This is a genomic window from Micromonospora sp. NPDC005237, assembly GCF_040607775.1.
Classification (GTDB): Bacteria; Actinomycetota; Actinomycetes; order Mycobacteriales; family Micromonosporaceae; genus Micromonospora.
In genome coordinates, this window is sequence record NZ_JBEXHJ010000016.1 from 48289 (window position 1) to 63766 (window position 15478).

Here is a 15478-nt window from a genome sequence, read left to right on the forward strand (position 1 = left end):
CACCCATGACCGTCGCCCCGTCCGGTCCGGAGTTCGCCATCCAGGACATCCCGTTCAGCTACCGCGGATCCTGGTTCAACATCTCCCCGGTGGTAGCCGAGAAGACGTACGCCGACGACCTGCACCTGGTGTCGCACCAGACCGGGCTGCACCCGGTGCTACGCCTCTCCCCCACGGCCGCGGGCACCACGGTCGTGGCCACGCCCGCGCTGCTGACCTGGCGTGCCGGTCCCGGTCGGATCGAGGCCGCCTACGACGCACCCGACACCCTGCGGATCCGGGGCCGGCACCTCGGCCTGCGGATCGCCGCGGCCGCGGGCACCCTCACCCCGTTCAGCGGCACCTACCTCTACCTCGACCCGGTCGACGGCTCACACGTCTTCACCTCGTACGAGACCGGGCGCCGCTACCGGGTCACGGTGCTCTCCGGCGCGCTGCGTCGCGCCGACGGCGTCGAGGCGCTCGGCACCGCCGACCGCTGCCTGGACCTCCCCGGCGACCAACCCTGGGAGATCGCCATCGAGGAGTACGCCACCGCCCGCCGGCCGTACGCCGCCGCCGTCCCCTTCGACCGGGTGTGCCGCGACCGCAGCGCCGAGTTCGCCGCGTTCGTCGACGCCGTCGCGCCGTGGCGCGGCGCGGACACCCCGGCCGCCGAACTGGCCGCGTACGTGCTGTGGTCCGCCACCGTCGCCCCGGCGGGCTTCGTCACCCGGCCCGCCGTCCTGATGTCCAAGCACTGGATGGACAAGGTGTGGAGCTGGGACCACTGCTTCAACGCGATCGCGCTCGCGGCCGGTGAGCCGGAGCTGGCCTGGCACCAGTTCCACCTGCCCTTCGACCACCAGGACGGCGCGGGTGCCCTGCCCGACTCGGTCACCCACTCGGAGGTGCTGCACAACTACGTCAAGCCCCCCATCCACGGCTGGGCCCTGCGTCACCTGCGCCGACGCCTCCCCCAGTCACCGGACCGGGCGGCGCTCGCGCAGACGTACGACCGGCTGGCCCGCTGGACCGGGTTCTGGCTCGACGCGCGCCGCGCGCCCGGCCACGACCTGCCGCACTACCAGCACGGCAACGACAGCGGCTGGGACAACGCCACCACGTTCGACGAGGGCCGGGTCGTGCAGACCGCCGACCTGGCCGCGTTCCTGGTCTCCCAGCTGCGGTGCCTGGCCGACCTCGCCACCGAGCTGGGCGAACCTGCCGACCGGTGGTCCCGGGAGGCCGACCGGATCCGGACGGCCATGATCGGGCAGCTGTGGGACGGCGAGCGCTTCACCGCCCGCAGCCCGCACACCGGGCAGCGGCGGACAAGCCGCAGCCTGCTCGACCTGATGCCGGTCGCTCTCGGCGCCGACCTGCCCGCCCCGATCGCCGACGCGCTGGCCCGGGGCGTCGAGACCCACCTCACCACGCACGGGCTGGCCACCGAACCGACGGACTCGGCCCACTACCTCGCCGACGGCTACTGGCGGGGCCCGATCTGGGCGCCCTCCACCGTGCTGGTCGAGGACGGTCTGCGGCGGGCCGGGCACACCGGGATCGCCGACGACATCAGCCAGCGCTTCCTCGCGCTGTGTGAGAAGTCCGGTTTCGCGGAGAACTTCGACGCCGAGACCGGCGCCGGGCTGCGGGACCGCGCGTACACCTGGACGGCCAGCAGCTACCTCATCCTCGCGGCCGCTCAGGAGGAACGCCGAGCCGCGCGGCGGTAGCTGGTCAGCAGGCCCCGCCGACTGCCGGGGCCCGCGCGCCGGTGGAGGGTCAGTGGGTCCGGACCGGGCCGGTGCTGGACCGCAACGAGATGGGCGGGCTGTAGAGGCGATGCCGCGGCACGCTGCCGGGGGCCGCGATGATCTCCAGCAGCAGCGACACCGCCTCGGCGCCCATGTCCCGCATGGGCACGTCCGCCGCGGTCAGCGGCGGGCGGAAGTCCTCCGCCCAGTGCTGGGCGGCGACCCCGGTGACGGAGAAGTCGGCCGGCACGGACAGCCCGGCGCTGGTCAGCGCACGCTGCATCCCGGGCAGCGCCGCCTCGTTGATGGTGGCCACCGCCGTGACGTCCGGATGCGTCCCGAGCAACTGCTCCACGCACGCCTCACCGGAGGCCGTGTCGTCGCCGCAGCAGACGTCCACGCCGACCAGACCTCGTTCCGCCACCGCCGCCTGGAAACCGGCCAGCGCGCGATGGCTGGGCCCGTAACCCGCCGCCACCAGCTCGGCGGAGCGGTTGACCAGCGCCACGTGCCGATGCCCCAGATCGGCCAGGTGGTGCACGCAGCGCGCGATCAGCCCGGCGTAGTCGATGTCGACCCAGCTCATGCCGTGCGCTTCGGCCGTCCGACCGATCGTGACGAACGGCAGACCCGTTCTGGCCAGCCGCGTGACCCGGTCGTCCTCCAACCGGATCTCCATGAGGACCACGCCGTCCACCCGACGGCCGGTGACGATCCGCTCGAACGACCGGTCGTGGTCGCCGCCGGACGGGGACAGCAGCACATCCAGGTCGTGGCGGGCGGCGGCCTCGACGACGCTGGCCACGAAGCCCAACTGCATGTCGGTCAACCGCTGGCTCGCCGGTGGGATCACCAGCCCGAGGGTGCGGGTACGCCCCTCCTTCAGGGCGCGGGCGCTGGCGTTCGGCCGGTAGTCCAGCTCGTCGATGACCGCCTGGATCCGCTGCCGGGTCGCCTCCGAGACGGTCCGCTTGCCGCTCAGCACGTACGACACGGTGCTGCGGGACACCCCCGCCCGCCGGGCGATCTCCCCGATGTTCATACGCCGCCCTCGAATCGATTCCTGCCCCGACGGGGACGCGCCCAGCTCCGGTTCCGAGCATAAGCGCTCCGCACCGGCACCCGGATGCCCCGCCCGGCCCGTTCGGCCCGCCGGACCGGGTCGGCCCGCCCGTCCGCCGTCCTCGACCCGGTCAGGAATCAAGAAGCGCCCGGTCGGCGCCCCGGCCTAGCCTTTTCCCAGGTAGCCGGCACCACGCCGGGCCGGAAAACATCGAGAGGGAGCCCGACATGTCCGCGAAGACCTCCACGACCGAGTCCGACGGCTTCAGCGCCGAGGAGCGCGCCGCGATGAAGGAGCGTGCGGCCGAGCTGCGCGCCGAGGGTAAGAAGGGCGCCAAGAGGGCCGACGGGTTGCAGGCGGTCCTCGACCGGATCGCGCAGATGGCGCCCGACGATCGCGCGCTCGCCGAGCGCGTGCACGTGGCGGTGACCGCCGCCGCCCCCGAACTGACGCCGAAGACCTGGTACGGGATGCCCGCCTACGCGAACGCGGCCGACAAGATCGTCGTCTTCTTCCAGGACTCCGGCAAGTTCAACTACCGCTACTCGACCCTGGGCTTCCAGGACACGGCCAACCTCGACGACGGAGATATCTGGCCGGTGGCGTACGCGCTGCGGACGTGGAGCCCCGAGGTGGAGAAGAGGGTCATCGAACTGGTACGCGCGGCGGTCTCCTGAGCACCGCCGCGATCGGGTGGCTCCCGGTCGGCGGACCGGGTCCCGTCCGCACGCCCGCGCGCGCGGCGGCGCTGGCGCTTGCGCCCACCGGCGATGATCGGTCCGTGTCGCTCTGGGAGGTCGTCTCGCGCATCGGCGTACCGCTGATCGCCGTCGTCGGCGCCGCGTTCGTCGTGGCTGGCGCGTTCGCCGACCCGCCCGACTCCTTCTCCTGGCCACGCGGCTGGCAGTGGGCGTGGACGGGGCTGTGGCTCATGGCCGCCGGCGAAGCGGCGTTCGGCACCGACCGCCAGTGGTTCGAGCGTGCGTGGAAGGGCACCGCGGCGCTGCTCGTCGCCGTGGCGTGCGCGGTCGCCGTGTGGCGTCATTATCGGTGGCGAAGGCAGGCGAGGCCCACGGGCGAGCGAGGGCGGTAACCGACGGTCCGGGACGACGCGACGCGCACGCCGGCCGCCCCAGCCCGCCACCGGCACCGGGCCGACGGCGGGCTGAAGCGCAGGCGCGGGACGCGCCGGGTCAGGTCGTCGTGCAGGTGAGGTCGGTCGGCGGGTTGTTGACGCCGGTCGCGGAGGCGATGAAGCCGAACGTCGTCGAGCCGCCCGCCGGCAGCGACCCGTTGTAGTCGACGTTCGTCACCCGCACGTTCGCGCCGCTCTGCGTGTGGGCGCCGCTCCAGATCTGGCTGATCACCTGCCCGTTGGGGAACGTCCAGGAGACGGTCCAGCCACGGATCGGGGCCGCGCCGGCGGTCACGGTGACCTCGCCCTGGAAGCCGCCCGACCACGAACTCGTCACCGTGTACGTGGCCCGCGCACCGGACGGCGACGGCGTGCTCGTCACGGTCGGTGTCGGCGTCGGCGTCGGCGTCGGCGTCGGGCTCAGGGTCGGAGTGACGGTGGGCGTGGGCGTGCTGCTCAGCGTCGGCGACGGTGTCACACCGGGCCGCGCGGCGCGGTAGGTGTGCCCGGCGCGGACGGCGAATTGGACGACATCCGTCTCCGGCCGGGTGGTGGTAGGCGTGCTGCCGTCGGTGACGTCGACGAGGGTGAAGGAACCGGTGAAGAGCCGGCCCCGGAGTCGTACGGTGCCGTCACGGTCGGCGCGGACGCTGATCTCGTCGGCCTGCCCGCTGGTCCAGGCCACGCCGACGGTGTATCCGCCGCGCGCGCGTAGCCCCGCGACCTGGCCGGTGGGCCAGGCGCTCGGCAGCGCCGGCAGCAGGTGCAGCTCGCCGGTGTGGCTGTGCAGCACCATCTCGGCGATGCCGGAGGTCGCGCCGAAGTTGCCGTCGATCTGGAACGGTGGGTGCAGGTCGAACATGTTCGGCGCGAGCCGGTCGGTCCGCACGAGGTCCTTCAGGAGCTTGTGGGCGCGGGCGCCGTCCTCCAGCCGAGCCCAGTAATTGATCTTCCAGGCGAGGGACCAGCCGGTGCCGTCGTCACCGCGCAGCTCCAGCGTCCGGCGCGCGGCCTCGTAGAGCTGCGGGGTGCCGCGCCTGGTGATCTGGTTGCTGGGATGCAGGCCGTACAGGTGGGAGACGTGCCGGTGGTTCCGCTCGGTCTCGACCCAGTCGGCGAGCCACTCCTGGACGTTGCCGCGCGAGCCGACCTTCGTGGGCGCCAGCCGGTCCCGGGCCGTGCGCACCTGGGAGCGGAACGTCGTGTCGACGCCGAGCACCTCGCTGGCGCGGGCGACCGCGTCGAACAGGTCCCGCAGGATCTGGTTGTCCATGGTGGGGCCCGCGCAGACACTGGCGTTCGAGTGGTGCGGCAGCTCGGGCGAGTTCGACGGGTTCGTGACCAGGTAGCCGAGCGTCGGGTGGGCCACCAGGGTGTCGAGGAAGAACTGGGCGGCGCCCTTGAGGGCCGGGTAGTTGGCCGACAGGAAACCGACGTCGCCGGTGAACAGGTAGTGCTCCCAGATGAGGGTGGACAGCCAGGCCCCGCCGGTCTGCCACATGCCCCACAGCGCCCCGTCGACGACCGAGGCGCCGCGCCACCCGTCGGTGTTGTGGTGGGTGACCCAGCCGCCGGCGCCGTACTGCGCCTGGGCGACGCGCGCACCGGTCACCGTGAGGTCCTTGATCATGTCGAAGACCGGCAGGAAGCACTCGGCCAGGTTCGTCGTGTCGGCGGGCCAGTAGTTCATCGGCAGGTTGGCGTTGATGGTGTACTTCGAGTCCCAGGGCGGCGTCATGGAGTCGTTCCAGATGCCCTGGAGGTTCGCCGGCTGGGTGCCCGGCCGCGACGAAGAGATCAGCAGGTAGCGGCCGTACTGGAACAGCAGGGCGGAGAACTGCGGGTCGTTGGTGCTCGCGTGCTGGGCGATCCGCACGTCGGTCGGCTGATCGGCGGCGGCCGTACGACCCAGGTCGATGGTCACCCGGTTGAACAGGGCCTGGTAGTCGGCGAGATGGCGACTGCGCAGCTGGTCGACGCCCACGCCACGGGCGGCGGCGAGGCGGCTGCGCGCGATGCCCTGGTAGTCGCCGTTGACCGTGCGGTAGTTGACATAGCTCGAACCGATCGAGATCAGGACGGTCACGCTCGTGGCGCCGGAGACGCGCAGGGTGCCCCCGGAACTGCTGACCGTGCCACCGGTCGCGACGGCCTGGGCCAGGGCGAGGAAGCGCACCGACCCGTTGACACCCTCCATGGCGCCGGAGATGCCGTCGACGGCGATCGTGGTGGCGTCGGGGCTCGACATCGTCGTCCGCTGCGGGCTGTCGAAGGTGGCGTTGAACGTGATCGAGTTGGCGCGGTCGGCGGTCAGCCGGAGCACGATCACCGCATCGGGTGCGCTGGCGAACACCTCACGCTGGTACCGGACACCGTTCAGCACGTACGTCGTGGTGACGGTGGCGGTGGTGAGGTCGAGCGTCCGGTTGTACTGCGACGCCCCGCTGGCGGAACCGAAGGCGAGTCGGAGGTTGCCCACCGGCTGGTAGGCGAGCTGGCCGCCCGGGGTTCCCATCATCGTCTGGTTGATGAGGTCCTGCGCCTGGGTCCACTGGTCCGCGAAGACCCGCCGCCGGATCTCGGCCAGGTTGGCCGCCCCCCGGGTGTTGGCGGAGTCGTACGGGCCGCCGGCCCAGATGGTGTCCTCGTTGAGCTGGAGTCGTTCGGTGTCGACGTTGCCGAACACCATCGCGCCCAGCCGGCCGTTGCCGATCGGCAGCGCCCGTAGCCAGTCGGTGCCCGCGGGTCCGTCGTACCAGAGGGCCAGGTCGCCGGCGGCGAGCACCTGCGGCGGCGCCACCGAGCCGGCGCGGGCGACGGCGGACCACGCGACTGGCAGCAGCGCGGCTCCGGCGCCCGCCGCACCGGCCCTGAGCACGTTCCTTCGTGTCACTTCAGGCATGGTCTCTCCAATCAGCGCAGCTCAGAGGCGCAGGAGGGGGAAGGACGGCGCCCGTGCCGGGCCACCGCCGAGGAAGTCGAATGTCGTGGACGTGCCCACGGCCAGCGCGCCGTTCGAGGTCTCGTGCGAGACGTGTGGTGGGGCACGCTGCTGTTAGCGTTAACAGTGCCGCCCGTTCGCACCACCCTGCAGCAACGTTCACAGCCGGGACCGACGCGCCGAGCTCCCGACGGCGCGTCACCTCTCCCTCAATAGACCTTCGTAGATGGCAGTGCCGCTCGTCAAGAGGTGTCGGCCATGTTTCCCGCCAGCGTCCCGCCGGGGTCGCGGGCCGGCCGCCCCGCCCCGACGCTCGGACCGGGTTGCCATCCCGACGCCATCTTCGTAGCATCCAGGGCAGACGATGTTATCGCGAACATTTGGTGGCATCAGGGTATGCACCCCGCAGGAGGTGGCGCCAGTGTCCGCAGGCACGCCGGCCGTCTCGGGCTACCACAACCCGGTCGTCCCCGGCTTCTACCCCGATCCGAGCGTCTGCCGGGTCGGCGAGGACTACTACCTGGTCTGCTCCAGCTTCGAGTACTTCCCGGGGGTACCGCTCCTGCACAGTCGGGACCTGGTGAACTGGCGACAGATCGGCAACGTCCTCGACCGTCCCAGCCAGCTGGAGATCCCGCCGGACGCCGACGCGTCCCGCGGCATCTTCGCGCCGACCATCCGCCACCACGACGGCCGGTTCTGGGTGATCACCACCAACGTCAGCCTGGGCCGACACCTCATCGTCACCGCGCAGGATCCCACCGGCCCGTGGTCCGAGCCGGTCTACCTCGACCTCCCCCACGTCGACCCCTCCCTGGCCTGGGACGACGACGGCACCTGCTGGCTGACGACCTCCGGAGTGGACGCCTACCTGATCGACCCGGACAAGGGGCAGGTGCTGGAGGGGCCGATTCCGCTCTGGTCCGGCACCGGCGGCCAGTACCCGGAGGCTCCGCACCTCTACCGGATCGGCGACTGGTGGTACCTGCTGCTCTCCGAGGGCGGCACGCACACCGGCTACGCCGTCTCGGTCGCCCGCTCACGCAGCCCGCGGGGGCCCTTCGAGCCCGCGCCGACCAACCCCATCCTCACGCACCGCAGCACCAACCTGCCCGTACAGGCCGCCGGGCACGCGGATCTGGTGCAGGCCGCGGACGGCAGCTGGTGGATGGTCCTTCTCGGCATCCGGGCGAAGGGCCAGTGGCCGCCCTTCCACGTGCTCGGACGCGAGACGTTCCTGGTACCGGTTCGCTGGGACGGCGGGTGGCCCGTCGTGGACGTCGTCCGGAAGGTCACCGCCGCACCCGCCGGCAGCGCACCGGCCCTCGCGGCCCCGCCCGGCCCGGTCACCTACCACGACGACTTCGACGCGACCGCCCTCGCGCCCGGCTGGATCTCGCCCCGCTCCCGCCCCGACGCGGCCTGGTCGCTGACCGAGCGGCCCGGATGGCTCACCCTGCACGCCACCGGTACGACGCTGGACCGCGCCGGTGCGACGATCGTGGCGACGCGCCAACGCCACCATGACTGCCGTGCCGGCACCCGGGTGGATCCGGGCAGCGGCACGGCCGGGCTCACCATCCGAATCGACGAGGCGCACCACTACGACCTGGAGGTCCGCGCCGGCAGCGTCCGCGTCGTCGGCCGGGTCGGGCCGTTCCGGCAGGTCTTCGCGTCCCTCGACGTACCCGCTGGCCCGCTGGTCCTGACGATCGCCACCCGGACCGACGACCTCTACCCGCCGACCGTGACCTCCGCGGCGGACCTGGCGGCCGCGGACGAACCCTTCGGTGTACGCCCCGCCACCTCCGACATGATCTCGTTCGAGGTGGAGACCTCCGGGGGCCGCGTCCTGCTGGCCGAGCTCGACGGGCGCTACCTGTCCACCGAGGTCGCCGGCGGCTTCACCGGCCGGGTCATCGGCATGTACGTGACCGAGGACAGCGCCGCCTTCGACTGGTTCGACTACCGCCCGGCAGCGCGGCCGATCGACTGAGCGCGGACCGGCTCGCCATCGACGGATCACCGTAGACTCCCCGTGTGATCGAGGAGAGCCGGCGGCACCACCCCCGCAAGCCCCGGCGCGGTGACCTGCCCATCGCCACGATCGCCGAGCTCGCCGGGGTGTCCCCTCCCACGGTCTCCAAGGTTCTCAACGGCCGCGCCGGGGTGGGCGAGCAGACCCGGCAGCGGGTGGAGGCCCTGCTGCGGGACCATGGCTACCGCCGGCCGGAGACCGCCGCGAGAACCCTCTGCATCGAGGTGCTCTTTCACCAGATGCTGTCCTCGATCGCCCTGGAGATCCTGCGGGGGATCCAGGAGGTCGCCGGCTCCCGGGACTGCACGGTCGGCTTCATCGACATCCGCCATCGGGTGGCGGCGGAACTGCCCTGGATGGAGCCCCTGCTGCTGCGGCAGCCCACCGCCGTCATCGCGGTCTGCTCCCTGGTCACCGCCGAGCATGGCAGACAGCTGACCGCCATGGGTATACCGCTCGTGGCCATCGATCCGGTCGGCGAGCTGTTCCCCACGCCCGCCGTGGGGTCGAACAACTGGAGCGGCGCCCTGGCCGCCACCCGGCATCTGCTCGACCTCGGCCACCGACGGATCGGAGTGGTCACCGGGCCGCAGCAGGACCTGTCCGCGCGGGCTCGCCTGGACGGCTTCCGAGCCGCGCTGGACCATGCCGGCGTTCCGTTCGACGGCAGCCTCGAACGACGCGGAGTCTTCAGCTTCGAGGACGGCCGTGACCTCGGCCGTGAATTGCTGACCCTGCCCGAACCGCCCACCGCCGTCGTCTGCGGCAACGACCTGCAGGCGCTCGGCGTCTATGCGGCGGCCCACGAGGCCGGTCTGCGAATCCCCGACGACCTCAGCGTCGTCGGCTTCGACGACGTGGACCAGGCGACCTGGACCACGCCACCGCTCACCACGGTGCGACAGCCGTTCAGCGAGATCGGGGCCACCGCTGCCCGGCTCGCGTTGGCGCTGGCCGACGGCCATTCCCTGCCCCAGGAGCGGTACGAGCTCGGCACCGCGCTGGTAGTGCGGGGCAGCACCGGGCCGCCCGGTTCCCGGCGGCCGGACGCCGCCCTCCGCCCGTGAGCCGCAAAAGTTTTCTTGGCGGCCATGTCGAGAAACGGCGCTCGGCTCCGTCCCTGACCGAGCCCCCCACCATCGCCGAATGACCTCGGCGATGAACGACGCACTGCTCCGGAGCCTCACGCCGGGCGTGCTCGGCGTCCTCGTCCGCCGCGGAGCTGACTTCGCGGCGGCCGAGGACGCCGTGCAGGACGCGCTGGTCGAGGCCATCCGCGTCTGGCCGGCCGACCCGCCGCGGGACCCGAAGGGCTGGCTGATCACCGTGGCCTGGCGCCGGTTCCTCGACACCACGAGGGCGGACGCTGCCCGTCGCCGTCGTGAGGACCTGGTCGACTCCGAGCCGGCGCCGGGGCCCACGCCGGCGGTGGACGACAACCTCCAGCTCTACTTTCTCTGCGCCCACCCGTCGCTGACGCCGTCGTCCGCCGTCGCGCTCACGTTACGCGCCGTCGGCGGGCTGACCACCCGTCAGATCGCCGACGCCTACCTGGTGCCCGAGGCGACCATGGCGCAACGCATCAGCCGGGCCAAACGCACCGTCTCCACCGTGCGGTTCGACCAGCCCGGCGACGTCGCCACCGTGTTGCGCGTCCTCTATCTGGTCTTCAACGAGGGCTACACCGGCGACGTCGACCTCGCGGCCGAGGCCATCCGGCTCACCCGGCAGCTCGCGGCCGCCATCGACCATCCCGAGGTGGCGGGGCTGCTCGCCCTCATGCTGCTGCACCACGCCCGCCGCGCCAGCCGGACCGCGTCCGACGGCAGCCTGGTGCCGCTCGCCGGGCAGGACCGCAGCCGGTGGGACACCGCCGTCATCGCCGAGGGTGTCGACATCCTCCAGGCGGCCCTCGCCCGTGACCGGCTGGGCGAGTTTCAGGCCCAGGCCGCCATCGCGGCGCTGCACGCCGACGCGCCCACCGCCGAGGAGACCGACTGGGTGCAGATCGTCGAGTGGTACGACGAGCTGGCACGCCTGACCGACAGCCCGGTCGTCCGGCTCAACCGCGCGGTGGCCGTCGGTGAGGCCGACGGCGCCCGGGCCGGTCTGGCGGCGCTCGCGGCGTTGGACGACTCGCTGCCCCGTCACACGGCGGTGACGGCGTACCTGCACGAGCGCGACGGCCAGCTCGCGACGGCGGCACGCCTGTACGTCGAGGCGGCCCACCAGGCCCCCAACCTCGCCGAGCGCGACCACCTGACGCGTCAGGCCGCCCGCCTCAACGCCCGCCGGCAGCGGTGACGGCTCCCGCCCGACGCCGGCAACGCCCCCGTCACACGCCTGTCGCCGGTGGCGACGGCGCGGACCACCGGGCACCGGTCATCCGGACCAGCCTCGACTGCCGGCCCCGCCGTCGTCGCATGGCGGGGCCGGCGCGAACGATCGTGCCCGGTCAGCTGTTCAGAGTGGCGAGCAGCGCGCTGCTCATGCCCTGCTCACCGCGCGCGTTCGGGTGGAAGGGCGCGGCCGAGTTCTGCGGCACCAACCCCTCGACCCACCGGGTGCCGCTGCCCTTGCACGCGTCCCGACCGATCGACGGCGTGTAGACGTCGGCGTAGGTGGCGCCGTTCGCCCCCGCGGCGCTGGCCAGCATGGCGTTGAGCGACTTCTCGATACCCCGCAGGTACGGCACGTCCTGGTAGGCGATCGGGACGACGGGCCAGCAGCCGTATCCGCTGTCGGGCAGGATCGCCGGATATCCGAGCACCACGATCCGCGCGCTCGGCGCGGCCCGCCGGATCGCCTGCAGCGTGGTCGTCACCTTCGGCACGGTGGCCGCGATCCGGGCCTGTAGCTGGTCGGTGCCTCCGGCGGTGTACCGGTTCTTGCAGGGTGAGCCGAGGGGACTGCTGAGGCTCGCCTCCGCGCATTCGCTGATGATGCCGGAGAAGCCGATGTCGTTGCCGCCGATCTGCACCGTCACCAGCGCCGTGCTCGACGTGACCGCGTTGAGCTGCGGTGGCACGTTGATGCCCAGTTGGCCGCTGCCGCCGTAGAGGATGTCGTCGGTCGTGGCGCCGGAGCAGCTCACGTCAGCGAACGACGTCGAGCCGGCGGACGCGGCCACCAGCGAGGGATAGTTGCGGTTGGACCGGAGGCAGTTGAGGTCGACCTGGGTGGGGATCAGCGGACCGGCGGTGTACGAGTCGCCCAGCGCGACGTAGCGGCCGGTGGGGACCGCGGCGCTGGCGGGTGTGGCGACGGCGAGCAGCACACCGGCGGTGGCCGCGGCGAGCGCGGCGAGTCGGGTGGCTGCCCGCAGGAGCGGCAGGCGGGGACGGGGCATGACGCCTCCCAGGGGAGATCGCGGTGGTGATGGTGGTGCCGAGATCCTGTCGCCGCCTGACGAGTGGCGTCAATATAGATGGAGCTCACTAAATACCTTTCCACGATGTGGGTCAGGGGGGCTGTGCGACAGGCTCCGACCCTTCGAGGTCCGCGTCGGATGCCGGCGGCGTTGACGTCATATGTCGTACGGGTTAAATTGGCAGTGATCTATATCCCTGGCTCCTGTGGACCGGCAGCCGGCCCTCGCCGCCAACCACCCGCGAGGAGTGCACGTGCTCAGACGAAGAATCGCCCTACTGCTCCCCGCGCTCCTCGCGGCCGCCCTCGGCACCGCGGTGGTCAGCGGCGCGGTGGTGCTCACCACCACCCGACCCGCGCAGGCGTTGGAGAACGGGCTGGCCCGCACGCCACAGATGGGCTGGAACGACTGGAACGCGTTCGGGTGCAACGTCAACGAGACGCTCATCCGGCAGACGGCCGACGCGCTGGTCTCCAGCGGCATGGCCGCGGCCGGATACCGCTACGTCAACATCGACGACTGCTGGTCCACCAAACAGCGCAACGCCAGCGGCGACCTGGTCGCCGATCCGCAGAAGTTCCCGAGCGGCATCAAGGCTCTCGCCGACTACGTCCACGACAAGGGCCTCAAGCTCGGCATCTACTCCTCAGCCGGCACCCTCACCTGCGCCGGGTACCCGGCCAGCATCAACTACGAGCAACGCGACGCCAACCTCTGGGCATCCTGGGGGATCGACTACCTCAAGTACGACAACTGCGGCGACCACCTCGGTCGGAGCGCGCAGCAGCGCTACACCGCCATGCGGGACGCGCTCGCGGCCACCAACCGGCCGATCCTCTACAGCCTGTGCAGTTGGGGACAGGACAGCGTCTGGACCTGGGGCGCGGGGGTGGGCAACTCCTGGCGTACCACCGGCGACATCGGTGGGAACTGGAACTCGATCATGAGCATCCTCGACCAGCAGGTCGGCAAGGAGTCGTACGCCCGACCCGGCGCGTGGAACGACCCGGACATGCTGGAGGTCGGCAACGGCCCCACCGACACCGAGTCCCGGGCCCACTTCAGCCTGTGGGCGTTGCTGAACGCCCCGCTGCTGGCGGGCAACGACATCCGCACCATGTCGGCGGCCACCCGCACGATCCTGACCAACACCGACGTGATCGCCGTCAACCAGGACTGGGGCGGTCAGCAGGGCCGCAAGATCAGTGACTCCGGCGACCTGGAGGTCTGGCGCAAGCCGATGTCCACCGGCGGGGTGGCCACCGTGCTGCTCAACCGCGGCAGCGGCACGACCACGATCTCCACCACGGCCAGCGCGCTCGGGCTCGGCAGCGCCGGCTCGTACGCCGTACGTGACCTGTGGTCCCACACGACCGCGACGTCCACCGGCACGATCAGCGCGTCGGTGCCGGCGCACGGCGCCGCCATGTTCCTGGTCACCGGCGGCGGCACTCCCCCACCGAGCACTCCCCCACCGAGCACGACGTCGACGATCCGCAGCACGTCCGCCGGCCGGTGCCTGGACGTCAACGGCGCGTCCCAGACCAACGGCGCCACGACCATCATCTGGGACTGCCACGGCCAGGCCAATCAGTCCTGGACCTCGACCAGCGCTCAGGAGCTGCGGGTCTACGGAGGCAAGTGCCTCGACGTCTACAACGCCGGCACCGCCAACGGAACATCGGTGATCATCTGGGACTGTCACGGCCAGGCGAACCAACAGTGGCGCTTCAACGCCGACGGCTCGATCACGGCGGTCGCCTCGGGCCGCTGCCTGGACCTGGTGGGCAACGGTACGGCGAATGGCACACGCACCCAGATCTGGGACTGCAACGGCGCAGCCAGCCAGCGGTGGAGCCGCAGTTGAGCGACCCGCCACGGTAGGCGGGGCCGGCCGGGCGCGGTCGCGGGCACCGACCCGCGCGTCGCCCGGCCGGCGCACGCCGCTCCATGCTCACCCCTGCGGCACGCGGGCAACGTCCGACGCATAACATTGCCACGGTTCGGGACGGCTCTGCTGAAACGAGGCGACATGCGTTGGCTCCAGCGGTTGCTGGGCGGCGGGCGGGTCCAGCTCGACCCGGGGCGGCAGCAGACGCTGCTGCGAGACCTCCAGCACGGATACGGCACGCACTCCCGGAACCCGTTTCCCGCGCAGGTCGAAGCGGCCACCGGAATGCTGGGCGGCGACGACGGCCTGGTGGTGGCGGCCCGGATTCTGAGCCAGGTCGCCGACGAGGCACACGTGGATCTGCGGGCGCAGGCGCAGGACATCCACCGGCGGACGGGCCGGCGGCTCCTGGTGCACCGGCGCAACTACCGGCCGCTGTGGATGGAGGCCGGTCCCGGCCTGCGGTGGCCGCTGTTCGCGTTGCCGTGCGGCTTCCACCCGTACGCCCAGGTGGCCGCCGCCGTCGCGGTGGTCGGCGGCCGGGCGGCCCGGCTCGATCGGGTGACCGACCCGAACCCGCTGGTGACCCATGTGTTCGAGGTGCTCGACCTCACCACCGCCGGCTGGGAGTACGGCCGGGTGCGGGTGGACACCGACGCCGCCGCCTTCGTCGATCGACTGATCACGAGCGCCGCGCAGATCCTCGCCGCGATGGACGACCCGCCCCGGTTGCCACCTCCGATCCGTGCGCTGATGCGTCGCAACAACACAGTGGACGTGCACGATCCGGCCGGCCCGCGCGCGGTGGGACGGATCAACCTGGGCGCGCGGATGCGGGAACAGCTGCTGGCCTGACCAGGGCGGGCCGAGGACCCTAGGCGGGCTCAGGACCCTAGGGCGTGTTTCGTAGGGCACGAAGCCATTGGTTGATAGCGGCGATGGTGAGGGTGGCTTCGTAGCGTACGGCGAGTTTGTCGTATCTGGTGGCCATGGCGCGGTGTTGTTTGAGCTGGTTGATGCCGCATTCCACGGCGTGGCGCAGGCGGTAGACGTCGGGGTCGAAGGCGGGCGGACGTCCGCCTTGGGAGCCTTTGGCTTTGCGGTGCGCGTCCTGGTCGGCCTTGCTCGGGATGCACGCGCGGATGCCCCGGGATCGCAGGTGGGCGCGGTTGGCCTTGGACGTGTACGCCTTGTCGGCCAGCACGATGTCGGGGCGGGTGCGTGGCCGGCCGCCACCGGCTCGGGGGATGCGGACCTTGGCCAACACGGGGATGAACTGTGGGCTGTCGCCGCGCTGTCCG

Annotated in this window: 12 protein-coding genes; 8 read left to right on the plus strand and 4 right to left on the minus strand. The window is 71.9% G+C overall.

What is annotated here, in order from left to right; translation table 11 throughout:
- The first annotated feature begins 5 nt into the window (after positions 1-5).
- Positions 6-1718, plus strand: a complete 1713-nt coding sequence (locus tag ABZT87_RS30115; protein WP_355139778.1) for a trehalase family glycosidase — start codon at positions 6-8, stop codon at positions 1716-1718.
- A gap of 49 nt (positions 1719-1767) precedes the next feature.
- On the opposite strand, the gene ABZT87_RS30120 is transcribed toward ABZT87_RS30115, so the two are convergent.
- A complete protein-coding gene (locus ABZT87_RS30120) occupies positions 1768-2781 on the minus strand; it encodes a LacI family DNA-binding transcriptional regulator (protein ID WP_354856189.1) in 1014 nt (337 codons plus the stop codon).
- 248 nt (positions 2782-3029) lie between these two features.
- Here ABZT87_RS30120 and ABZT87_RS30125 point away from each other — a divergent pair, with 248 nt between their 5' ends.
- Positions 3030-3479 (plus strand): hypothetical protein, encoded by a 450-nt coding sequence (locus ABZT87_RS30125; RefSeq protein WP_354856190.1) that lies wholly within the window; start codon positions 3030-3032, stop codon positions 3477-3479.
- A 104-nt stretch (positions 3480-3583) separates the two neighbouring features.
- A complete protein-coding gene (locus ABZT87_RS30130; RefSeq protein WP_355139780.1) occupies positions 3584-3895 on the plus strand; it encodes a hypothetical protein in 312 nt (103 codons plus the stop codon).
- Positions 3896-3995: 100 nt separating this feature from the next.
- Here ABZT87_RS30130 and ABZT87_RS30135 read toward each other — a convergent pair whose 3' ends face one another.
- Positions 3996-6839, minus strand: coding sequence for a glycoside hydrolase N-terminal domain-containing protein (locus ABZT87_RS30135; protein WP_355139782.1), 2844 nt, complete (start codon positions 6837-6839; stop codon positions 3996-3998).
- Positions 6840-7299: 460 nt separating this feature from the next.
- On the opposite strand from ABZT87_RS30135, the gene ABZT87_RS30140 reads away from it, so the two are divergent.
- The 3 genes from ABZT87_RS30140 (at position 7300) to ABZT87_RS30150 (ending at position 11220) form a co-directional block, all read left to right on the plus strand.
- Positions 7300-8874: a glycoside hydrolase family 43 protein gene (locus ABZT87_RS30140; protein ID WP_355139784.1), complete on the plus strand. Its 1575-nt coding sequence runs from the start codon at positions 7300-7302 to the stop codon at positions 8872-8874.
- Between the two features lie 44 nt (positions 8875-8918).
- A complete protein-coding gene (locus ABZT87_RS30145; RefSeq protein WP_355139786.1) occupies positions 8919-9983 on the plus strand; it encodes a LacI family DNA-binding transcriptional regulator in 1065 nt (354 codons plus the stop codon).
- 91 nt (positions 9984-10074) lie between these two features.
- Positions 10075-11220: a DUF6596 domain-containing protein gene (locus ABZT87_RS30150; RefSeq protein ID WP_355139794.1), complete on the plus strand. Its 1146-nt coding sequence runs from the start codon at positions 10075-10077 to the stop codon at positions 11218-11220.
- Positions 11221-11371: 151 nt separating this feature from the next.
- Here ABZT87_RS30150 and ABZT87_RS30155 read toward each other — a convergent pair whose 3' ends face one another.
- On the minus strand, positions 11372-12265 hold the full coding sequence (locus tag ABZT87_RS30155; protein WP_355139788.1) for an SGNH/GDSL hydrolase family protein: 894 nt from the start codon (positions 12263-12265) through the stop codon (positions 11372-11374).
- 274 nt (positions 12266-12539) lie between these two features.
- Between ABZT87_RS30155 and ABZT87_RS30160 the strand changes: the two genes are divergently transcribed.
- Both ABZT87_RS30160 and ABZT87_RS30165 read left to right on the plus strand, forming a co-directional pair.
- Positions 12540-14153, plus strand: coding sequence for a ricin-type beta-trefoil lectin domain protein (locus ABZT87_RS30160; RefSeq protein ID WP_354856196.1), 1614 nt, complete (start codon positions 12540-12542; stop codon positions 14151-14153).
- A gap of 165 nt (positions 14154-14318) precedes the next feature.
- Entirely contained in the window at positions 14319-15032 is a 714-nt protein-coding gene (locus ABZT87_RS30165; protein ID WP_355139790.1) for a hypothetical protein, read from the plus strand.
- Positions 15033-15069: 37 nt separating this feature from the next.
- On the opposite strand, the gene ABZT87_RS30170 is transcribed toward ABZT87_RS30165, so the two are convergent.
- The coding region (locus ABZT87_RS30170) for a transposase (RefSeq protein WP_355139792.1) at positions 15070-15478 on the minus strand (409 nt) is incomplete at its 5' end.

What these genes read in the sequence shown, in the direction of transcription:
- ABZT87_RS30115 (WP_355139778.1), top strand. Translation starts at nt 6, where the DNA reads ATGACCGTCGCCCCGTCCGGTCCGGAGTTCGCCATCCAGGACATCCCG.
- ABZT87_RS30120 (WP_354856189.1), bottom strand. Translation starts at nt 2,781, where the DNA reads ATGAACATCGGGGAGATCGCCCGGCGGGCGGGGGTGTCCCGCAGCACC.
- ABZT87_RS30125 (WP_354856190.1), top strand. Translation starts at nt 3,030, where the DNA reads ATGTCCGCGAAGACCTCCACGACCGAGTCCGACGGCTTCAGCGCCGAG.
- ABZT87_RS30135 (WP_355139782.1), bottom strand. Translation starts at nt 6,839, where the DNA reads ATGCCTGAAGTGACACGAAGGAACGTGCTCAGGGCCGGTGCGGCGGGC.
- ABZT87_RS30150 (WP_355139794.1), top strand. Translation starts at nt 10,075, where the DNA reads ATGAACGACGCACTGCTCCGGAGCCTCACGCCGGGCGTGCTCGGCGTC.
- ABZT87_RS30155 (WP_355139788.1), bottom strand. Translation starts at nt 12,265, where the DNA reads ATGCCCCGTCCCCGCCTGCCGCTCCTGCGGGCAGCCACCCGACTCGCC.
- ABZT87_RS30165 (WP_355139790.1), top strand. Translation starts at nt 14,319, where the DNA reads ATGCGTTGGCTCCAGCGGTTGCTGGGCGGCGGGCGGGTCCAGCTCGAC.